The following is a 19699-nucleotide window of genomic DNA, read 5'->3' as shown; positions in this document are numbered from 1 at the left end:
AGGAGACTGCTATGAATAATCTCGATTCCGACCTTCTCGAGCTGCTCCAGGCGCGTGGCTTCGTGCACCAGTGCACCGACCTCGACGGCCTGCGCGAGCATCTGGCCCACAGCCCGGTCACCGCCTACCTGGGCTTCGACGCCACTGCCGACAGCTTGCACGTCGGCCACCTGCAGGGCCTGATGCTGATGCGCTGGCTGCAAAAGGCCGGGCACCGCCCAATCCTGCTGATCGGTGGCGCAACCACGCGTATTGGCGACCCCAGCTTCCGCGACGAAAGCCGCCCCATGCTCGATGAGGCTCAGATCCAGCGGAACATCGCCGGCATCACCGGTTGCTTCGCGCGCTACCTGGACCTGAGGGAGGGCGCCGGCCTGGTGGTGGACAACGCCGGCTGGCTGGATGGCATCGGTTACCTGCAGTTTCTCAATCAGGTGGGCAGGCACTTCTCGGTCAATCGCCTGTTGACCTTCGATGCCGTGCGCCAGCGCCTGGATCGCGAGCACTCGCTGTCCTTCCAGGAATTCGGCTACACGCTGCTGCAGGCCCATGACTTCACCGAATTGGCCCGCCGGCATGGCTGCACCCTGCAACTGGGTGGTGCCGACCAGTGGGCGAACATCATCAACGGCGTGGACCTGTCGCGTCGTCAGGGCGGTGCCCGGCTCTTCGGCCTGACCATGCCGCTGCTGACCACCAGCGACGGGCGCAAGATGGGTAAGTCCGCCAACGGCGCGGTGTGGCTCAATGGCGATCGACTGTCGGCCTTCGACTTCTGGCAGTTCTGGCGCAACTGCGACGATCGCGATGTCGGGCGCTTCCTCGCCCTTTTCAGCGAGCTGCCGTTGGACGAGGTACGGCGCCTGGGTGCCTTGCAAGGCGCCGAGCTGAACCAGGCCAAGGTCATCTTGGCCAATGCCGCCACCACCCTGGCTCATGGCGAGGCTGCGGCGCGGGTGGCCGAAGCTGCTGCGCGTGGCGTGTTCGAGCAGAATTCTGCGATTGATGGCTTGACCCGGCTGATGGTCACCGGGGCCGAGCTTGCGCGGGGTATTTCACTGGCCGACGTCTTGCTGGCGGCGGGGCTGCAGCCGTCACGCAGTGCAGTACGACGACTGGCTGCGGGAGGTGGAATCCGCCTTGATGACGCGGGCGTGAAGGATGCCGACGCGCATCTGCCAACGGAGGGTTCGACGTGGCGGCTCAGTCTGGGCAAGAAGCGCCATTTCGAGATACGCCGCGTCGATTGAGGCGATCCTTGCGTCGGCCCCTGGCTGGGGCCGGCGTGATCGCCCAGCGTGGAGATCGCTAGCGTCGAGACTTTTTTTCGTTAAAATCTTCACGAATACTGTCCCGGTCCCTGCCAACCATGCCCAGCCCCAGACCCTCGCTTACCCTGACCCTGTTGCAAGCCCGTGAAGCGGCCATGAGCTTTTTCCGTCCCCTGCTCAACCAGCACGACCTGACCGAACAGCAATGGCGGGTCATCCGCCTGCTTCGCCAGCATGGCGAACTGGAGAGCTATCAGCTTGCCGATCTGGCCTGCATCCTCAAACCGAGCATGACCGGTGTATTGGCGCGTCTGGAGCGCGATGGCATGGTGGTGCGACGCAAGGCGCCGCAGGACCAGCGTCGTGTGCTGGTGAACCTCACCGAGAAAGGGCAGCAGTGTTTCGTCTCCATGAGCGAAGGCATGGAAAGTAATTACCAGAAGATTCAGGAACAGTTCGGCGAGGAGAAGCTCAAGCAACTCCTCGACCTCCTCAATGAGCTGAAGCAGATCAAGCCCTGATCGCCTGGGCCGTGTTCTGTCGTCAGCTCCCTCTGTAGGAGCGAGCTTGCTCGCGAACGAGGCAGGCTTCAGTGTCAGCACCGTTCGCCAGTGCGCCGGATGCTAAAGGGATGCGCAGCTCTCCATGAAAAGTACAATCTGGAGTGCGTAACGTGCATTTTGAGCCTCCTGCCGCCGCTCCATAATCCCCCTGCACCCACTTGGGTTTACTTGACAGGCTCTGGTGTTTCGCAACGGTCACGGTTGCGTTCATCTACCTGCCTGGCCTCATCCAAGTACTAACAATAAGCAGGGCCACGACATGAAAAAGCCAAACCCTCTCCTCGAAGATCTCAAAGCCATCCTCCCGTCCATCGCCGCCAATGCGTCCAGGGCGGAACAGGCCAGGATGGTCCCTGGGGAAAACATCGCCCTGCTCAAAGGCATCGGCATGCACCGCGCGCTGCAGCCGAAAAAGTACGGCGGCATGGAGGTTTCCCTGCCCGAGTTCGCCGATTGCGTCGTGGCTCTGGCCGGAGCCTGCGCCAGCACTGCCTGGGCCTTCAGCCTGCTATGCACCCATAGCCACCAACTGGCGATGTTCTCTTCCCGCTTGCAGGACGAAGTCTGGGGCGAAAACCCCGATGCTACGGCGAGCAGCAGCATCGCGCCGTTCGGCAAGGTGGAAGAGGTCGAGGGCGGCGTGCTATTCAACGGCGAGATGGGCTGGAGCAGTGGCAGCGACCACGCCGAGTGGGCCATCGTCGGTTGCCGTCGCAAGAATGCTGAGGGTGAACAGGCTTACTGCTTCGCCGTGCTGCCGCGCAGCGACTACGAAATCCGTGACGACTGGTTTGCCGCCGGTATGAAGGGCAGCGGCACCAAGACCCTGATCATCAAGGATGCCTTCGTCCCCAATTACCGCATCCAGGCGGCCAAGGACATGATGGAAGGCCGGTCGGACGGCTTTGGCCTGTACCCGGACAGCAAGATCTTCTACTCCCCGTACCGCCCGTACTTCGCCAGCGGCTTCGCGGCGATCAGCCTGGGCATCGCCGAGCGCATGCTCGAAGCGTACAAGGAGAAGACCAGGAATCGTGTCCGCGCCTACACCGGGGTCAACGTTGGCACTGCCACCCCGGCGCTGATGCGCTTGGCCGAGTCCTCCCACCAGGTCGCGGCCGCCCGTGCCTTTCTGGAAAAGACCTGGCAGGAGCACGCCGAACACGGTGAGCGTCACCAATATCCGAGCCGCGAAACCCTGGCGTTCTGGCGTACCAACCAGGCCTACGCGGTGAAGATGTGCATCCAGTCCGTGGATCGCCTCTTCGAGGCGGCGGGCGGCACCAGCTGGTTTGAGAGCAACGAGATGCAGCGCTTGTTCCGTGACTCGCATATGACCGGCGCCCACGCCTACACCGACTATGACGTTTGTGCACAGATCCTCGGGCGCGAGCTGATGGGCCTGGAACCCGATCCCAGCATGGTTTGACACTTGCACCAGCCTGCTTGCGTGCGGGCCGGCCAATCCCCCGGCCCCGACCCCAGAACCATCGCGTTGTCGCCAATGAGGCGGCAGCCAGGAGTTGCGCCATGACTGCCGTTGAATCCTCCTTCGACTCCCGGGCCTTCCGCCGTGCCCTGGGCAATTTCGCCACCGGCGTGACCGTCGTCACCGCTGCCACGCCCGCCGGTGCCAAGGCGGGCGTTACCGCCAACAGTTTCAACTCGGTCTCCCTCGAACCGCCGCTGGTGCTCTGGAGCATCGACAAACGTTCCAGCAGCCTGGAGGTGTTCGAACAGGCCTCGCATTTTGCCGTGAACATCCTGGCCGCCGACCAGATCGACCTGTCCAACCAGTTCGCCCGCCCGCGGGAGGACAAGTTCGACGGCATCATTTATGAAAAGGGTGTCGGCGGCGCGCCGCTGTTCGCTGACTGCGCCGCGCGTTTCCAGTGCGAGATGCACCAGCAGGTCGATGGTGGGGACCACTGGATCCTGATCGGCAAGGTCGTCGCCTTCGACGACTTGGGTCGCTCGCCGCTGCTCTACCACCAGGGCGCTTACTCGATGGTCCTGCCGCATACCCGCATGACCCACAAAACCGAAGGTCAGGCACCCTTCAGTGCCTTCCAGGGACGCCTTAGCCACAACCTCTACTACCTGATGACCCAGGCAGTACGCAGCTATCAGGCCGGCTACCAACCGAAGCAACTGTCTACCGGGCTGCGCACCAGCGAGGCGCGCATGCTGATGGTTCTGGAGAACGACGCGGGGCTGAGCCTCTGCGGCTTGCAGCGCGAAGTGGCGATGCCCAGGCGCGAGATCGAGGAGGCGGTGGCGATCCTCAAGCGCAAGGGCATGGTCGCCGATGTCGCAGATGGCTACTCCCTGACTCCCGTCGGTCTGGACCAGGCCGAAGCGCTCTGGCGCATCGCTCGGGAGCAGCAGGAGAAAGTCTTCGCCCAGTTCAGCGATGAACAGGTGGAGGCGTTCAAGGTGATGCTCAAGGCCGTGATAGCCCTCGGCTGACGGACGCTCTCCCGCCAATGGCGCCGCTGATCGGCGCCATTTTTGTTTCAGGGCCGCGCTGTCTCCAGGTATCGACCGTGCAGAGAGTCTTGTAGGAGCGAGCTCTGCTCGCGAACGCCCGAGCGCAGAGCCTTCGCGAGCAGAGCTCGCTCCTACGGAGAATGCAGCCAGACATAGCCATTACTTTGGCTGGGGAGGGATAAACCCAGGGATCAGGTGGCGGGCATCCTTGCCCGCCGGGGGAGAGGCTGACGCGTGCCCCCCTTTTTCCTGATCAGGCCCCTTGCGGGGTCTCGCCGCGCTTGAGGCGGGCGTTGATGTCATCGATCACTGCTGGCAGTTCGGCGATGGTGTCGATCATGTAGTGCGGGCGGGAGCCTTCGAACATCTGGCCGATGCGCGCGCGCTCCTGGGCCAGCTTCTCAGCCGGCAGGGCCTTGAACTGGTCATACGTCAGGCCAAGGGCGTTGCCCGAGCAGGTCAGGGCGACAGTCCACATGCCGGCGCTGCGGCCTTCGAGGATGCCTGGCCAGGTGTCGTCGACCTTGACGCATGCGGCCACGTCATCGATGCCGAGGGCAATCACGTTGGCCAGAGCCTGGGCCGGGTGTGGGCGACCGTTGGGGACTTCGTCGGTGGCGACCACGTGATCAGCGACGTAGCCGTTCTGGCGGGCCAGCTCCACGACCTTCTCCATCACCACCGCCGGATAGCCGGAGCAGGAGCCTATCTTCAGGCCCTTGCTGCGCAGGGTAGCGATGGCGTCGAGGGCACCGGGGATCAGGGCCGAGTGCAGGGCGATCTTCTCGATCTGCAGCGGCATGAAACGTTCGTAGATGGCGGTGACGTCGTCATCGGTCGGCAGGCGGCCGAAGGCGGCGCGGTAGCGCTCGGCGATCTGCGGCAGGTCGCAGAGGGTACGGATATGATCCCATTTGCCCATGCCCATCGGGCCGCGAGCTTCTTCCAGGGAGACGGCGACACCGAACTCGGCAAAGGCTTCGACGAAGATCTGTGTCGGTGCGAAGGAGCCGAAGTCTACGACGGTACCGGCCCAGTCGAGGATGGCGGCTTGAAGGTGGGTAGGTTGCTTGTATTGCATGGTGATTGCTCCAGCGAGGTTGCGCGTAAGGGAGGAGGGATCAGGACCTGGCACCGGCCAGTTCCGGTTGTCCGTTGGCCGTGAGGGGGCTGCTGGCTTCCAGGGTTTGCGGGCGGCTGTTCCAGAAGGGCACCAGCATCAGGCTGGCCAGCAGCGCGGCGGCGGTGAACACGAGGAATACGGTGGTGGTGTCGAAGTAGCCTGGAAGCAGGCCGCCGAGGATGGCGCCGACCGAGCCGCAACCGTTGACGAAACCTGCGGCGGTGCCAGCGGCCTCGTTGGTGCCGAAGTCGATGGCTGCCGAGCCGCTGATCATCGAGTCCGGGCCATAGAGGGTCATGCCCATCATGAACAGCAGGCCGACCACCAGGTACAGACTGCCGCTCTGCATGGCGGGGACGAACAGCGCCAGGCACACGGTGAGGGCTACCAGGTTGAGTACGCACGCCGGTATGCGGCGAGCACCGAAGAGCTTGTCAGACATGAAGCCGATGAGAATCGGGCCTACCAGGCCGGCGACCTCGAAGGCGGTGGGGACGATGGCGGATGCCACCTTGCCAATTGCCGGCATGCGTTCGTAGACGATCACCGGCCCCCAGAGGAGGATGGCGTAGCGCGCGGGCTTGAGCAGGAAGTAGGCAAGGCCGAGGACCAGCACGGTGCGGTTCTTCATGATCTTGCGCAGGCTGGCCCAATGGCTTTCGCGCGGCCCCGTAACGGTAATGTTGGGTTCGATCTCGACAGGGGGTAGGCCGACATCCTGCGGCCGGTTGCGCTGCAGGAAGTAGAACAGCACCGCCACCGCCATTACCACTGCAGCACTGGACATGAACGCCATGCGCCAGTCGTGGAACACCTCGTAGGCCCACCAGCCGGCGAAGGGTGTTGCAACCAGCCCGCCGAAGGCGTAGCAGGTGCTCCAGTAGCCGAGCACGCGGCCGCGTTCGCGGGTTGCAAAGAAGCTACCGATGTTCTTGCACAGCCCCGACCAGCCCGTGGACTGGGCAAAGCCCTGTACCAGCATGCAGGTGGCGAAGATCGGCAGGGTAGCGAAGGTGCCCATGGCCAGGGCGGCGAGAGAGGAGACGAAGAGGCCGCCCAGCACCACCACGCGTGGGCCGAAACGGTCGGCAAAGATGCCCCAGGTGAACTGGCCAATGGCGTAAGCCACCAGGTAGAGAGCATCCAGGTTGGCCATCATGGCCTTGTCGAGCTCGAAGCTCGGGTCTTCGCCGATGCCGAGCTTGGCAACGGAAAACGCTTTGCGGGTGAAGTAGAAGGCGGCATAGGCCAGCCAGGTGATAAGGAATATCTGGACGCGCCAGCGCTGGAGGGACTTCCAGCCGCTTGCGAGGGCTCCTGCGGTGTTGTTCATGGTGTTCTGACCCCGTATGGGTTGCCGGACAGTGCAAATAGGGAGGTTGTTTTTGTTTTCAGTACTGCTGTGCTGTCTAAACGCACGACCTTGGTCAGATGGCAGTGGGCGTGGCGTCAGGCGGATGGTTGAGGTTTGGCGCTAGTCTTGGCTCCTGCCCGGCCTCGCCGAGCGGCTGATTATCCAGGTCGATGTTGGAGAAAGAGGTCGTCGCACCACGCTCGCGCTACCCGCAGCGCAGTCGCTCTCAGGACGGCGGACGACCTTAAAGTGAGGGTTCGGTCAGGCTGCCGGCTTATCCATCTGCACATCCATCGCTTCCAACGAGTCGGCAATGGCGCGCAGCAACTGGCAGACGATCGGTTCGTCGATCTGCCCGATGCAGCCGATGCGGAAGCTTTCGGCCACAGTCAGCTTGCCCGGGTAGATGATGAATTGACGGGCCTTGAGTTCTTCGTAGAAGCGCTTGAACTCGAAGTTCGGGTGTTCCGGGCTGAAGAAGGTAGTGATGATCGGCGACAGCCAGCGGTCTTCCAGCAGGGTCTTGAAGCCCAGCTCGCGCATGCCGGCGACCAGGACGTCGCGGTTGCGCGTGTAGCGCGCCAGGCGGCCTTGTACGCCACCTTCGGCGCTGTGTTGCTCAAGGGCCTTACGGAAGGCCACCACGCTGTGGGTCGGTGGAGTGAAACGCCATTGGCCGGTGCGCTCCATGTAGACCCACTGCTCGTAGAGGTCGAGGGAGAGGGAATGGGCGCGGCCTTTGGCGGCCTCCAGCACGGAGCGGCGGATGATCACGAAGCCGAAGCCTGGGATGCCCTCGATACATTTGTTGGCAGAGGACACCAGCACGTCGAAGGTGACCTCGTTGACGGTCAGTGGCACCGCTCCGAAGGAGCTCATGGCGTCGACGATCAGGCTCTTGCCGTGGGCCTTCACCACGTCGGCGATTTCGCGCAGCGGATTGAGGATGCCGGAGCTGGTTTCGCAGTGGACGACAAAGACGTTGGTGACGTCCGGGTTGGCCTTTAGCAGGGCGTCCACTTCTTCAGGTTGCGGCGGCAGGTAGTCGCCCTTGTCCAGGGTGATGTAGGCGCGTCCGAGGTAGTCGAGGGTCTTGGTGGCACGCTGGCCGTAGGCGCCGTTCATCAGCACCAGGGCCTTGCCGTCACGTGGGATAGCGGTGGCGAGTGCCGCTTCCACCGAGAAGCTGCCGCTGCCTTGCAGCGGGACGCAGGCGAAACTGTCGTCGTGCACGCCGGCCATGGCCAGAAGTTCCTGGCGCACTTCGGCTGTCACCAGATTGAAGGCACCGTCCCAGGAGCCCCAGTCCCGCAGCATGGCTTCCTTGGTGGCCTTGGAGGTGGTCAGCGGGCCGGGGGTGAGCAGGTAGGGTTCACCCAGGGCAGGAGCGGCCAAGGGCTGATGGGAGGTGGGGTATTCGGCTTTGGTCATGATCGTCTCCAGCGTTGTTCTGGTGAGGGCGCTTTGCGGTGAAGCCGATCAAAACAATTTTGAAGAAATAAAAAAAATCGATTTATAGTATTTCAAAAATAAGCTGAGCTTATTTATTGGAGGCGTCATGGCGGTTTCCCAGGCCCAGCTCAAGGCATTTCACGCTGTGGCGCTACACGGCAACTTCACCCGCGCGGCGGAAAGCCTGTTCCTTAGCCAGCCGGCTGTGTCGGACCAGGTGCGCAAACTGGAAGAGCGCTTCGGCATCCTGCTGTTCCACCGCAACAAGCGTTCGGTGCAGCTGACCGACCTGGGAGAGCGCCTCCTGACCATCACCCTGCGCCTGTTCGCCGCCGAGGCCGAGGCGCAGGAACTGCTGACGACCTCCCGGGCGCTGGAAACCGGCACCCTGACCCTGGCGGTGGACTCGCCCGTGCACCTGTTGGCGCATATCGCGCGCTTCTGCGATCGCTACCCGGGCATCCGCGTCAGCCTGGTGACGGGCAACAGCGACGAGTCGCTGCGCCGGCTGCAGGAGTACAAGGCCGACTTCGCCCTGCTGGGCCGGGTAGTGGAGGACGACAGCCTGATTACCCATGTGCTCAGCAGCAGCCCGATGGTGGCCTTCGTCGCCCGTTCGCACCCTTGGGCCGAGCGCGAGTCGATCGTCCTGGCCGACCTTGCCGAGATGCCCATGGTGCTGCGCGAACGGGGCTCCATGACCCGACAGATACTCGAAGAGGAGATGCAGCGGTCTGGCCTGCAGATTCGCCCGGCGATCGAAGTGGAGGGGCGCGAGGCCACCTTCGAGATGGTGGCAGCTGGCCTGGGCGTCGGGTTCGTCTCCGGCGCGGAAGTAGGTGTCAGTGCGAACGTCCACGTGCTTCCGATCCGCGACTGCCTGCAGCGCATGACCGAGACGCTGGTGTGCCTGCGCGAGCAAGGTTCGCGGCGGATTATCGAGACCTTTTTCGAGATGGTACGGTCGAATCGGAGCTGAACGCCCAGGTAAAGCTTGTCGCTATCGATTCACTCGGACACCCCCAATAGGCGTGCATTGATGGCTGTTTGCTCGCGTCCTCGAGTTACCAGCCAGCGATGGAAGTCGCGGCAGTGCTCCTTGCCGAAGGCGCTTTTCGAACCAATGAGAAAGTACGATGTTGGCAGCGGCAGTGCCCGCGGAAACGGCATTATCAGGCGCCCGGCAGCAAGGTCATCAGCAATCATCGAGCATTGCCCCAACACAATGCCCTGGCCATCTATCGCCGCCTGGATGGCAACGTACGCCAGGGAAAAGACTCGGTAGCCATCATGCATTTGGGAGCAGTCCACCTGTTGTGCCGTAAACCAGTCACGCCAGGAGGGGGGCGAGACGAACTTCGGCAGCCAGTCGATCGACAACAGTGGATAGCCCAGCAAGTCGGCGGGCGTCAGCAGCGGCGCATCGGCACGCAGGAGGGCTGGGCTGCAGACCGGCACCACGCAATCACGAAACAACTCTATGGCGTTCTCCGCATAGTCTTGATCGCTGTAGGTGATGCGGAAGTCGATCTCGAATCCGTTGGGCGATGGCTCTTCATAGCTGCCGTCAAGAAACACATTTAGCCCGGGGTGCTTGTCTTGCCAGGCGAAGACCAGCGGCGTCAGCCATTGCGAGAGCAGGGATGGCAAGGCGCTGACCCGCAGATTGCTGGCATTTTTTGAGCGTTCGACCTCGGTGTGGGCAATCCGCAGGCTCTCGAAAGCGGTTGCACAGCTTTCGTAGTAGCGCTGTCCGGCGGCGGTCAATTGGATGCGTTTCCCCACCTTGAGGGTCAAGCTCAGACCCAGGCTCTCTTCAAGCAATTTCATCTGCTGGCTGACTGCGCCGGCCGAAATGCCCAAGCGTCTGGCTGCTTCCGCAATGCCACCAAATCGGCCAACGGCTTCGAATATCTGTAGCGCCCTTAGCGAGGGGAGATTGTTCATAACGAAGTTTCCATAGCTGAGCTGGATGGAAGTTACTTTAGATAAACTAAATAAAGAATCAGTTTTCCACATCTTTTCGCAAAATTAGATTCTCGTATTCTGGTCCTGTCAGCAGCCGCCCTGTTGTTCAGGGCGAAAAACAGGATACGAGGAGAACCCTATGTTTTTGCGCAACGCTTGGTATGTGGCCGCCGAAGAGTCCGAGCTGGGCGAAGGCTTGTACCCGAGTACGATCCTCGGCGAGCAGATCGTGCTTTACCGCAAGGCTGATGGCACTCCGGTGGCCCTGGAGGATGCATGTCCGCACCGTAAGCTGCCCTTGTCGATGGGGCGCAAACGCGGTGACGACATCGAGTGCGGCTATCACGGCCTGACCTTCGACTGCTCCGGCGGCTGTGTCCGTGCACCTGGCAACAGCCGCACCCCGCAAGGTGCCAAGGTGCGCAGCTATCCGCTTGCTGAACGTTACGGCTTGATCTGGATCTGGATGGGCGATGCCGAGCTGGCGGACCCGGCCACGATATTCCAGGTGGAAGAATGGGGTGACCCGGCCTGGGGCATCAATCGTGGCGGCAACATGACTGTCGAGTGCAATTACTTGTACATGACCGATAACCTGCTCGATCCCGCTCATGTGGCCTGGGTGCATCAGACGTCGTTCGGCAATGCTGCCTGTGAAGATGAGCCACTGAAGACCATCGTTTCCGACGGCGGTGTGATCGTTTTCCGCTGGATGCGTAATGTCGAAGTGGCACCTTTCTATGCCCAGTTCGTGAAATTTTCCGGCCGCTGCGATCGGAAGCAACACTACGAGGTGCGTTATCCCTCGCACGCAATCATCAAGTCGCTGTTCACCCCGGCAGGAACCGGTTCTGATGAGGGAGTACTGCACGATCAGGTATTCCTGATGAATTCCTACAATTTCCTCACCCCGGTTGATGAGTCGAACACACGCTACTTCTGGTTCCAGATGCGCAACTTCGACCAAGACAGCCAAGAAGTATCGCGTCGGTTCGATGAAGATGTGCGCTTCGCGTTCAGCGAAGATCAGGTGATCCTCGCCGCCGTACACCGGGGAATGGCGAACAAGCGTACGCCCAACATTGACTTGGCATCCGACTCTGGCCCGCTGCGCTTTCGCCGAGCACTGGACAAACAGATCGCCCAGGAAACGTCCAGCCGGTTGATTTCGCTGGCGGAGCAGGGCGCCGAGTCGGCCAAGCTGGGGGCTTGAGATGAACGCCAACCCGAAAGCACCGCTCGCCGCGAAGGGGTTCGTACCTTACCGGGTGATCGAGAAGCGGCAGGAAAGCGAGGTGGTCACCTCCTTTCTGCTGATGGCAGTCGATCCGACCTTGAGCATGCAGTTCCGCCCTGGGCAGTTCGTCGTGGTTCGACTGCCTGCAGAGGACGGTAGCACTCTGCTGCGTAACTACAGTTTGTCGGGAAAGGCCTCTGATATGACGCGCCTTCGCATCTCAGTGAAACGCGAGCTGGCGCCGCTCTATCGTCCCGAGCTACCGCCAGGGAAGGGGTCTGGCTATCTGCATGAGTGCGTGCAGGTCGGCGACGTGCTCGATATCGCCGGACCGGCAGGGGAATTCGTTCTGGATGAGGAGAGCCAGCGGCCGGTGCTGCTGTTCAGTGGCGGTGTCGGCGTGACTCCCATGGTCAGCATGCTGCACAGCTTGAGCAAGCACTCGACACGCCAGGTGTACTTTGTCCATGCCTGCGAAAACGGCGCCGTTCATGCCTTCCGAGATGAAGTGCTGACGCTGGCCGCCAGCCGTCCAGGTATCTACACGTACTTCTGTTACCGCCAGCCGAGCGCCGACGATATCCGCAGGGGCGTGTGCCACAGCCAGGGGCTGATCAGCCGCGAAACCTTGCAGGCACTGCTGCCGCTTGACGATTACGACGTTTACCTGTGCGGACCACGCCCTTTCATGCAGGCGAACTGGCGTTTGCTGCGCGACCTGGGGGTCGTCAAGGCGCGTATCCATTACGAGTTCTTTGGCCCGGCAACCATTCTTGAAGAAGACGAACTCAGTCCGTTGGCAAGCTCAGTTTCTTCCGCTGATCTAGTCAAGGCCAGTCCGCTGGAAGGTGCAGTCAGCGTGCAATTCCTGCCTTCGGGCACCACTGTCGCCTGGGACCCCCACTGCCATTCGCTGCTCGATCTTGCCGAGCAGGCCGGCTTGGAACCTTCATTCAACTGCCGTGCCGGCCTGTGCAATACCTGCCAGGTCCGTCTACGCAGTGGCTCGATCGAGTATTTCGAGCTGCCCCTGGATGCCCCGGAAAACGGCGAAATTCTGCTCTGTTGCGCCCGCCCGACAACGGCCGTGACGCTTGAGCTGCCGCAGTGATGAGTTCTGCCCTGCGTGCTTTTGGGCAGGCGCCCATCCGTTCAGGTGACGGCTTCCTGCGCCGCCTGCAGCGTGAACGGGTCCGCCGAAGCCATTTGGGTCGATCCCAGCGACCTTATCAACCCCGGCAGAGTGCTCCTCTGAGTCCAGGCCGGATTTCTGCCAACCCGCAGCTATTGCCCCGGCACCTTACTGCTGATCCATCGAAGTAATAACAACAGTCAAATCATGACAATCCTTTGAGGAGCTATTCGATGCAAAGTAAGACCCAACACAACAAAACACTGCGCGGCTTCTGCGTCGCGGCTCTGATGAGCTTGGCATCCTTCGCCGTCCAAGCTGACCAACTGGCCGAGGTGAAAAAGGCCGGTGAGTTGGTGATTGGTACGGAAATGCAGTTCGCCCCCTTCGACTATCTGGAAAAAGGTCAACAGAAAGGTTTCAACCCGGCCCTGTTTGCGTTGGTTGGCGAAGAGTTGGGGGTCAAGGTGCGCTTTATCGATCTGCCTTGGGCTGGCGTGCTGCCAGGTCTCGAGGCAAGCAAGTTCGACCTGGTGGGCGGACCGCTCATCATCACCAAGGCGCGCAAGGAGCGTTACAGCTTCACCCTGCCGATTTCAGAAGGCACGGTGGCGCTAATGGTGCGTGCCCAGGATGACAGCATCAGCAAACCCCAAGACATTGCTGGCAAGGTCGTTGGCGCCAGCAAGGGCTCGGCCCAGCTGGAGGAGCTGAAGGCCTTCGCCGCCACCCTGCCTGAGCCGGTGACCATTCGCGAGTACGTCGATAACAACCAAGCCTACGCTGACCTTGGTGCAGGCCGTATCGCCGCGGTGGCCAACGCTCTGCCGAACATTGCCTTCGTCGCCTCTCAGCGCTCGCAGGTGTTCAAGGTGGTGCAGCCACCGTTCGGCAAGCCGTCCTACTTCGCTTTCGTCGGCCGCAAAGGTCAGGATGCCGACAGCCTGATCGCCGCAGTCAACGAGGCGATTCTCAAGCTGCATACCGATGGTCGTCTGGTCGGCCTGCAGAAACAGTGGTTGGGCACCGAGATGCAGGTGCCGACGGTCGAGGTCGAACCGAACTGGTAAGGCCGCGGCGCGCTGAGAGCATTGTTACGACGTCCGCCTAGCCCAGTGCTGGGTGGACGAAGGCAGGGCGGCTTTCGCAAAGGCTCTGACTGCGTCGGCTGATGCCAGGTCTCAACCATCGAGCCGAAAGCCCGGTAGGAGCGTGCTTACTCGCATATGACCCGTTTGCGAGCAAGCACCTGGCGTCCCCGCGCTCCTACTGGGACTGCAGCCAGTTGCAGCACTTGACTGGGGCATCGCCTTCGCAAATGCCCTGAACGCTTGGAGTTACAGCCATGATTTTCGATTGGCAGGTTTTGATCCAGAACGTCCCGCTGCTCGCAGCGAGCTTGATCGTCACGGTGGAAGCAGCATTGGCCGGCCTGGTTTTTGGCTTTGCCATTGGCGTAGGCATCTGCAGCTTGCGCCTATCGCGCCAGCCGCTGCTCGCCCGCCTCGGCGGTGCCTATATCTTTGTGTTTCGCGGCGTACCGCTGCTGGTCCAACTGCTCTTCATCTACTACTTCCTGCCGCGTATTGGCCTACCAAATATTCCGCCGCTGGCGGCGGCAATCATTGGTCTGTCGCTGGCTGCCGGGGCCTACATCGCGGAAATTCTCCGCGGTGGATTTCTCGCCATTCCGGGTGGCCAACTGGAGGCTGCCGGGATGCTCGGCCTGACTCCCCTGCAAATGCTTCTGCGGATCAAGTTGCCCCAGGCGGTACGCCTGACCCTGCCGGCGTTGGTCAACGAGATGATCCTGTTGATCAAGGCTTCCTCGCTGATTTCCGTGGTGGGCATCGCTGAGCTGACCCGCACCGCCCAGAACCTGGCCGCCAATGACTATCTGTTCCTGCAGAATTACCTTCTGCTGGCGGCCTTCTACTGCCTCATCAACCTGCCCTTGGCCCTTTGCGGCATCTGTCTGGAACGGCGCATGGGAGGTAAGACCGCATGAGTTTCGTCCCTTCGATCATTACCGATCATCTACCGGAAATTGCCAGTGGCTTCGGTATTACCCTCGCCACTTGGGCCTGCGGTGTCGTCATCGCACTGGCGTTGGGTCTGCTGGTCGCTATCCTTCAGTTGTTTGGCGGCCCATTTTTACGCGGCCCATTGCGGATCTACATTGAGCTGATCCGCAGCACGCCGTTCCTTGTGCAGTTATTCCTGCTCTACTACGGCGGTCCGAGCCTGGGCCTGGAGCTCGATCCGGTGTCGGCTGGAGTGGTTGGCCTGGGAATCTACGGCAGCGTGTACTTCGCCGAGATCTTCCGTGGCGGCTTCCTCTCCATTCCCCGCGGTCAGTTGGAGGCTGCCGACTGCTTGGGTATCAGTCGCTGGAAATGCATCTTGCGCATCCAGGTACCGCAAATGCTGGTTGTGATCCTGCCGGCGCTGGTCAACCTGACCACCATCCTGTGCAAGGAAACCGCCGTACTGTCGATCATCACCATTCCCGAACTGACCATGGTCATGACCGGGATCGGTTCTTCCTCCTTCGCTTTCGTCGAGACATTGCTGGTGCTTTGTATCAGCTACTTGTTGCTGATCGAGTTGTGCTCGCGTGCGGGGATGTGGATGGAAAAACGCGTGGGTCGCTTCTTGGCCTTGTGACGAGCTTTGAGACAGGCGTCGCTGCCAAGGGGCGGTGGCACCAAACTGCCATGACTGCGGCGAAGATCCACCCGCCGCCCAATGAGGTTATCGCATGAATAGTTCCATCAAGAACGGCGAGCCCATCCTGAAACTGCGTGGGGTCGGTAAACACTATGGCAATCTGAAAGTGATCAAGGGCGTCGACCTGGACATCTACCCTTCAGAAGTAGTCTGCCTGATCGGACCATCCGGCTCGGGCAAGAGTACCTTGTTGCGCAGCATGGCTTTCCTCGAGCAGTACGACGAAGGCGAGGTCTACATCGAGGGCGTATTGCTCGGCTGGAAACCCGGCTCGCCGCGCAGGCTCGCCAGTCGTAGTCAGCTGAATGACGCGCGGCGTAATGTCGGCATGGTGTTCCAGCAGTTCAACCTGTGGCCACACATGAGCGTCTTGGGCAACGTCATCGAGGCTCTACTGCAGGTGCGTAAGCTGTCTCAAGCCGAGGCGCGCGCGAAAGGCCTGGCCATGCTCGACAAGGTCGGTCTGGCCCACAAGGCCGATGCCTATCCGGCACTGCTTTCCGGCGGTCAGCAGCAGCGCGTGGCGATTGCCCGTGCACTGGCCATGGAGCCGCACATCATGCTGTTCGACGAGCCGACGTCCGCGCTTGACCCGGAGCTGGTCGGCGAGGTGCTGCAGGTCATGAAATCCCTGGCCGCCGACGGCATGACCATGGTGGTGGTCACCCATGAGATGGGTTTTGCCGCTCAAGTGGCCGATCGCGTGGCTTTCCTCGACCAAGGCAAGATTGCAGTTTGCAGCTCACCGCAAAAAATCTTTCACGACAACGAACACCCCCGTCTGCAGCAGTTCCTCCAGAACTACCTGGATCGCAATGCATTCTGGCAGGACAAGAAAGAGGAGCATATCGCATGACCGTGCCGCATCTTTGAACCTGCTAGGGAAGGGCTTGTATGGACGCCTCCCGGAGCCCAAAACGGAAATCTTGCTGGCGTGTCGGCAGGCGCAGTCTTATATCTGGCCTGGTCTACAGCGTCGAGGGTACGGCGGCCAACGTGGCCGATGTTACGCGAGCACGGCATCCGTGACGTGCTGCTGGTCTCGCCCGCGAGCGATCAACCAGCGGTGGAATACCCGACATTGCGCCCTGTGGAAGTGATTCGGGTTCCAACTCAGGTGATACGATGCGGGCATCGGCATGGCCCGCTGAATGGGGATGATCAGTCGGCCTTCTTCGAGATCCTTTCTGATCATCGAGTACTGCGCCAACACCACACCTTGGCCTTCGATTGCTGCCTGGATGGCCATCCCGGAGAGTGAAAATATACGGCTGTTGCTGACTTGCGCGTCGGCTACGCCGTTGTCGGCGAACCACTCCTGCCATGATGGCGGCGAGTCGAACTTGGGGCGCCAGTCGATAGTGATCAGCGGATAGTCGAGCAGCTTGCCGATGTCGCCCGGAGCTTCGGAGGAGGCAAGCAGTTCGGGGCTGCAGGCCGGCACGACGCAGTCGCGGAATAGCTCTATGGTGTGTTGGTCGTCCTGGATGCCTTCCCCATAGCTGATGCGGAAATCCACGCCATTGGCGTCGGCCTGCGACGGCTCTGTGTGGGTGCCATCCAGGTAGACGCTGAGGTCCGGGTACTCCTGTTGCCAATCCGCGACCAGCGGAGCAAGCCACTTCGACAACAACGAGGGCAATGCGCTGACGTACAGGATGTTGGCGCTCTTCGATCGTTCCAGCTCCGCGGCTGCCGCCCGCAGTCGCTCGAAGGCTTGGGTGCAGCCTTCATGGAAGCGCTGGCCCGCCGCATTTAGGCGCAGGCGCTGGCCTTCCTTTACCGTGAGGCTTAGGCCGACTGCATCTTCCAGCACCTTCATCTGCTGGCTGACCGCTCCTGCGGAGATACCCAGGCGTTTCGCTGCCTGGGAAATGCCGCCGCAAAGTCCGACAGCTTCGAAAACCTCAAGTGCGCGTAATGGGGGAAGGTGGCTCATGGAGATTCCAGGGGAAGGAAAGACGACGCGTCTTTATAGTTTAGAAAAACTATAACGCTCAACAGAAAAGTCTATCTATTCTTTTGATTCGCTCGCTCCTACGCTCTCCCTCAAGAAGCGCCGCTTCGCAAAACAATAAGAGGAGCCACGAGCCATGTTCTTGAGAAATGTCTGGTACGCCGCAGCCTGGGATACCGAAGTGAAACAGGCGCTGCATGCGACCACCCTCCTTGGCGACCCCATCGTTCTCTACCGCAAGGCCGACGGCGGCGTGGTCGCGCTGGAAGATGCCTGCCCACACCGCAAGCTGCCACTGTCCATGGGACGCCTGCAGGGCGACCAGGTCGAGTGCGGCTACCACGGACTGACCTTCGACGGCTCGGGGAGCTGCGTGAAGGCTGCCTGTGTATCCCGCGTGCCCCAGGCCGCCCGGGTGCGCAGTTACCCAGTGGAGGAGCGCTACGGACTGGTCTGGCTGTGGATGGGCGATCCGGAGCAGGCCGACCCGGCGAAGCTGCTCGATATCCCGGAGTGGGACGACCCCAACTGGGGCATCAACCGGGGTGACTCGATGACCATCGAGTGCAACTACCTGTACATGACCGATAACCTGCTCGACCCGTCCCACGTCGCCTGGGTGCATCAGAGCAGTTTCGGCACCTCGGCTTGCGAATCGGAGCCGTTGCAGACCAGGGTGAAGGACGACGGCGTGGTGGTTTCGCGCTGGCTATACGACATAGACGTCGCGCCGTTCTACCGGCAGTACCTGAAATTCCAGGGGCGCTGTGATCGTCTGCAGTACTACGAGGTGCGCTACCCGGCCCACGCCATCATCAAGGGCGTGCACACCCCGGCCGGCACTGGCGGCGATGGGGCGCCGGTGCATGAGCAGGCGTTCCTGATGGACTCGTACAACTTCATGACGCCGGTCGACGAGAACTGCACGCGCTACTACTGGTTCCAGCTGCGTAACTTCGATGCCGATGACGAGAGCGTGTCACGCCAGTTCGCCACCGACGTGCGCCGCGCTTTCGAAGAGGACCGCGTGGTGCTCGCCGCCGTGCACGCAGGGATGAAGAACCGCCTGACGCCGAACATCGACCTGGCCATCGACTCCGGTCCGCTGCGTTTCCGTCGCGGCATGGAGCGGCTGATCCGCGAGGAGCAGGAGGCTGCCAGCCTGTGCAAGGCCAGCGAGGTTAACGCACATGCTTGACGCCACGCCTACCGCGAAGGGTTTTGCGCGCTTCCAGGTGACCGGGAAGGTTCGGGAGAGTGCGTCGATCACCTCGTTCGTGCTGAAGCCCGCGATGAACGACGCGCGCGTGAAGTTCCGCCCGGGGCAGTTCATCGTCGTCAGTATCCCGCAGGCCGAGGGCCCGCAGGTGCTGCGCGCCTACAGCCTGTCCGGCGACCCGGACGACCACTCGCAGGTGCGTATCTCGGTGAAGCACGAGCCGCCACCGCCCCATCTGCCGGATGTGCCGGCGGGCCTCGGCTCCAGCTTCCTGCACGAGGCGGTGGAGATCGGCAAGGAACTGGACATTGCCGGCCCGTCCGGCGATTTCGTCCTCGACGAAAGCAGCGAGCGCCCCGTGCTGCTGTTCAGCGGCGGCGTCGGGCTGACGCCGATGGTGAGCATGCTGCATCGCCTGGCGACCCGTTCGACGCGCCCGGTGTACTTCATCCACGCCTGCGAGAACGGCGCCGTCCACGCCCTGCGCGAGGAGGTGCTGGCGCTGGCGGCCGGGCGCCCGGGAATCGTCGTGCACTTTTGCTATCGCGCGCCGACGGCCGAAGACTTGGAGCGTGGCCAGCACCACAGCAGCGGGCTGGTCGGCAAGGACACCCTGCAGGCGCTGCTGCCGCTGGACGACTACGACGCTTACCTGTGCGGGCCGCGCCTGTTCATGCAGGCGAACTGGCGTCTGCTGCGCGGCCTGGGCATCGACAAGGCGCGGATCCGCTTCGAGTTCTTCGGCCCGGCGACCATCCTCGACGAAGACGAAGACGAAGACGAAGACGAAGACGAAGCAGCGGCCGCGCCGGTACCGGCGCCGGGAAAACCGGCACCACGGACCGACACGGAACTGAAGGTGCGCTTCGAGCCCTCCGGCCAGTCAGTCGCGTGGGGCGAGTCCTGCCCGTCGCTGCTGGACTGCGCCGAACAGGCCGGCTTCGCGCCTCCCTTCAGCTGCCGTGCCGGGCTGTGCAACTCCTGCCTGACCCCCCTGCTCAGCGGCAGCGTCGAGTACACCGAAGCGCCGCTGGTTGAGCCCTTACCGGGCCAGGTGCTGCTGTGCTGCGCGCGGCCGACCTCCCCCGTGGTGCTGAAGCTGGACACCTGATGGCGGCAACGGCCGTCGAACATCGACCGGATACGGATGGAGTGCTTATCGAACGAACACCAGAGCTTTGATGTGCTTTGCCTCACGTGCCC

At 61.9% G+C, this 19699-nt stretch carries 18 protein-coding genes; 13 read left to right on the top strand and 5 right to left on the bottom strand.

The features are described 5' to 3' along the window. Window positions 1-11: 11 nt before the first annotated feature. From tyrS to OXH74_RS05025, 4 genes are all read left to right on the top strand, one after another. Window positions 12-1250: a tyrosine--tRNA ligase gene (gene tyrS / locus OXH74_RS05040; protein ID WP_375740321.1), complete on the top strand. Its 1239-nt coding sequence runs from the start codon at window positions 12-14 to the stop codon at window positions 1248-1250. Between the two features lie 119 nt (window positions 1251-1369). Beyond that, window positions 1370-1792, top strand: a complete 423-nt coding sequence (hpaR, locus tag OXH74_RS05035; protein ID WP_215371222.1) for a homoprotocatechuate degradation operon regulator HpaR — start codon at window positions 1370-1372, stop codon at window positions 1790-1792. 301 nt (window positions 1793-2093) lie between these two features. Then, window positions 2094-3263 carry a p-hydroxyphenylacetate 3-hydroxylase oxygenase component gene (locus OXH74_RS05030; RefSeq protein ID WP_375740320.1) on the top strand — a complete coding sequence of 390 codons (1170 nt, stop codon included), beginning with the start codon at window positions 2094-2096 and terminating at the stop codon, window positions 3261-3263. A gap of 101 nt (window positions 3264-3364) precedes the next feature. Continuing rightward, window positions 3365-4303, top strand: a complete 939-nt coding sequence (locus OXH74_RS05025; RefSeq protein ID WP_375740319.1) for a p-hydroxyphenylacetate 3-hydroxylase reductase component — start codon at window positions 3365-3367, stop codon at window positions 4301-4303. 274 nt (window positions 4304-4577) lie between these two features. Here OXH74_RS05025 and phnX read toward each other — a convergent pair whose 3' ends face one another. The 3 genes from phnX to OXH74_RS05010 form a co-directional block, all read right to left on the bottom strand. Continuing rightward, window positions 4578-5405 (bottom strand): phosphonoacetaldehyde hydrolase, encoded by an 828-nt coding sequence (gene phnX, locus OXH74_RS05020; RefSeq protein ID WP_375740318.1) that lies wholly within the window; start codon window positions 5403-5405, stop codon window positions 4578-4580. Window positions 5406-5445: 40 nt separating this feature from the next. Beyond that, on the bottom strand, window positions 5446-6780 hold the full coding sequence (locus tag OXH74_RS05015) for an MFS transporter (protein ID WP_375740317.1): 1335 nt from the start codon (window positions 6778-6780) through the stop codon (window positions 5446-5448). 282 nt (window positions 6781-7062) lie between these two features. After that, on the bottom strand, window positions 7063-8232 hold the full coding sequence (locus OXH74_RS05010) for a 2-aminoethylphosphonate--pyruvate transaminase (RefSeq protein ID WP_375740316.1): 1170 nt from the start codon (window positions 8230-8232) through the stop codon (window positions 7063-7065). Between the two features lie 127 nt (window positions 8233-8359). Between OXH74_RS05010 and OXH74_RS05005 the strand changes: the two genes are divergently transcribed. Next, complete coding sequence (locus tag OXH74_RS05005; RefSeq protein WP_215371204.1) at window positions 8360-9232, top strand: LysR substrate-binding domain-containing protein; 873 nt, start codon at window positions 8360-8362, stop codon at window positions 9230-9232. Between the two features lie 29 nt (window positions 9233-9261). On the opposite strand, the gene OXH74_RS05000 is transcribed toward OXH74_RS05005, so the two are convergent. After that, window positions 9262-10200, bottom strand: a complete 939-nt coding sequence (locus OXH74_RS05000) for a LysR substrate-binding domain-containing protein (RefSeq protein ID WP_375740315.1) — start codon at window positions 10198-10200, stop codon at window positions 9262-9264. Between the two features lie 160 nt (window positions 10201-10360). Here OXH74_RS05000 and OXH74_RS04995 point away from each other — a divergent pair, with 160 nt between their 5' ends. The 6 genes from OXH74_RS04995 (at window position 10361) to OXH74_RS04970 (ending at window position 16176) form a co-directional block, all read left to right on the top strand. Beyond that, entirely contained in the window at window positions 10361-11434 is a 1074-nt protein-coding gene (locus OXH74_RS04995; RefSeq protein WP_375740314.1) for a Rieske 2Fe-2S domain-containing protein, read from the top strand. 1 nt (window position 11435) lies between these two features. Then, window positions 11436-12569 (top strand): FAD-binding oxidoreductase, encoded by a 1134-nt coding sequence (locus OXH74_RS04990; protein ID WP_375740313.1) that lies wholly within the window; start codon window positions 11436-11438, stop codon window positions 12567-12569. A 254-nt stretch (window positions 12570-12823) separates the two neighbouring features. Then, window positions 12824-13660: a transporter substrate-binding domain-containing protein gene (locus tag OXH74_RS04985; protein ID WP_375740312.1), complete on the top strand. Its 837-nt coding sequence runs from the start codon at window positions 12824-12826 to the stop codon at window positions 13658-13660. A gap of 275 nt (window positions 13661-13935) precedes the next feature. Further along, entirely contained in the window at window positions 13936-14598 is a 663-nt protein-coding gene (locus tag OXH74_RS04980; RefSeq protein WP_375740311.1) for an amino acid ABC transporter permease, read from the top strand. Continuing rightward, on the top strand, window positions 14595-15257 hold the full coding sequence (locus OXH74_RS04975) for an amino acid ABC transporter permease (protein ID WP_375740310.1): 663 nt from the start codon (window positions 14595-14597) through the stop codon (window positions 15255-15257). Before OXH74_RS04980 ends, OXH74_RS04975 begins: the two co-directional genes overlap by 4 nt. A 94-nt stretch (window positions 15258-15351) precedes the next feature. Beyond that, the gene (locus OXH74_RS04970; protein ID WP_375740309.1) at window positions 15352-16176 is read left to right on the top strand and encodes an amino acid ABC transporter ATP-binding protein; all 825 of its coding nucleotides are present in this window, start codon (window positions 15352-15354) and stop codon (window positions 16174-16176) included. A gap of 150 nt (window positions 16177-16326) precedes the next feature. Here the strand turns inward: OXH74_RS04970 and OXH74_RS04965 are convergent, their stop codons facing one another. Continuing rightward, the gene (locus OXH74_RS04965) at window positions 16327-17259 is read right to left on the bottom strand and encodes a LysR substrate-binding domain-containing protein (protein ID WP_375740308.1); all 933 of its coding nucleotides are present in this window, start codon (window positions 17257-17259) and stop codon (window positions 16327-16329) included. Between the two features lie 154 nt (window positions 17260-17413). Between OXH74_RS04965 and OXH74_RS04960 the strand changes: the two genes are divergently transcribed. Together OXH74_RS04960 and OXH74_RS04955 are read left to right on the top strand one after the other, a co-directional pair. Beyond that, window positions 17414-18475, top strand: a complete 1062-nt coding sequence (locus OXH74_RS04960; RefSeq protein WP_375740307.1) for a Rieske 2Fe-2S domain-containing protein — start codon at window positions 17414-17416, stop codon at window positions 18473-18475. Beyond that, complete coding sequence (locus tag OXH74_RS04955) at window positions 18468-19607, top strand: FAD-binding oxidoreductase (protein ID WP_375740306.1); 1140 nt, start codon at window positions 18468-18470, stop codon at window positions 19605-19607. The genes OXH74_RS04960 and OXH74_RS04955 overlap by 8 nt, the downstream gene beginning before the upstream one ends. The last annotated feature ends 92 nt before the right edge of the window (window positions 19608-19699 follow it).

It is taken from the genome of Metapseudomonas boanensis (genome assembly GCF_042232855.1).
Classification (GTDB): domain Bacteria; phylum Pseudomonadota; class Gammaproteobacteria; order Pseudomonadales; family Pseudomonadaceae; genus Metapseudomonas; species Metapseudomonas boanensis.
Note: the sequence above shows the minus strand (reverse complement) of the source record. Positions and strands in the feature narration are given on the sequence as shown.

Coding starts and splice junctions, on each gene's coding strand:
- tyrS (WP_375740321.1), top strand. CDS start 12: ATGAATAATCTCGATTCCGACCTTCTCGAGCTGCTCCAGGCGCGTGGC.
- hpaR (WP_215371222.1), top strand. CDS start 1,370: ATGCCCAGCCCCAGACCCTCGCTTACCCTGACCCTGTTGCAAGCCCGT.
- OXH74_RS05030 (WP_375740320.1), top strand. CDS start 2,094: ATGAAAAAGCCAAACCCTCTCCTCGAAGATCTCAAAGCCATCCTCCCG.
- OXH74_RS05025 (WP_375740319.1), top strand. CDS start 3,365: ATGACTGCCGTTGAATCCTCCTTCGACTCCCGGGCCTTCCGCCGTGCC.
- phnX (WP_375740318.1), bottom strand. CDS start 5,405: ATGCAATACAAGCAACCTACCCACCTTCAAGCCGCCATCCTCGACTGG.
- OXH74_RS05015 (WP_375740317.1), bottom strand. CDS start 6,780: ATGAACAACACCGCAGGAGCCCTCGCAAGCGGCTGGAAGTCCCTCCAG.
- OXH74_RS05010 (WP_375740316.1), bottom strand. CDS start 8,232: ATGACCAAAGCCGAATACCCCACCTCCCATCAGCCCTTGGCCGCTCCT.
- OXH74_RS05005 (WP_215371204.1), top strand. CDS start 8,360: ATGGCGGTTTCCCAGGCCCAGCTCAAGGCATTTCACGCTGTGGCGCTA.
- OXH74_RS05000 (WP_375740315.1), bottom strand. CDS start 10,200: ATGAACAATCTCCCCTCGCTAAGGGCGCTACAGATATTCGAAGCCGTT.
- OXH74_RS04995 (WP_375740314.1), top strand. CDS start 10,361: ATGTTTTTGCGCAACGCTTGGTATGTGGCCGCCGAAGAGTCCGAGCTG.
- OXH74_RS04990 (WP_375740313.1), top strand. CDS start 11,436: ATGAACGCCAACCCGAAAGCACCGCTCGCCGCGAAGGGGTTCGTACCT.
- OXH74_RS04985 (WP_375740312.1), top strand. CDS start 12,824: ATGCAAAGTAAGACCCAACACAACAAAACACTGCGCGGCTTCTGCGTC.
- OXH74_RS04980 (WP_375740311.1), top strand. CDS start 13,936: ATGATTTTCGATTGGCAGGTTTTGATCCAGAACGTCCCGCTGCTCGCA.
- OXH74_RS04975 (WP_375740310.1), top strand. CDS start 14,595: ATGAGTTTCGTCCCTTCGATCATTACCGATCATCTACCGGAAATTGCC.
- OXH74_RS04970 (WP_375740309.1), top strand. CDS start 15,352: ATGAATAGTTCCATCAAGAACGGCGAGCCCATCCTGAAACTGCGTGGG.
- OXH74_RS04965 (WP_375740308.1), bottom strand. CDS start 17,259: ATGAGCCACCTTCCCCCATTACGCGCACTTGAGGTTTTCGAAGCTGTC.
- OXH74_RS04960 (WP_375740307.1), top strand. CDS start 17,414: ATGTTCTTGAGAAATGTCTGGTACGCCGCAGCCTGGGATACCGAAGTG.
- OXH74_RS04955 (WP_375740306.1), top strand. CDS start 18,468: ATGCTTGACGCCACGCCTACCGCGAAGGGTTTTGCGCGCTTCCAGGTG.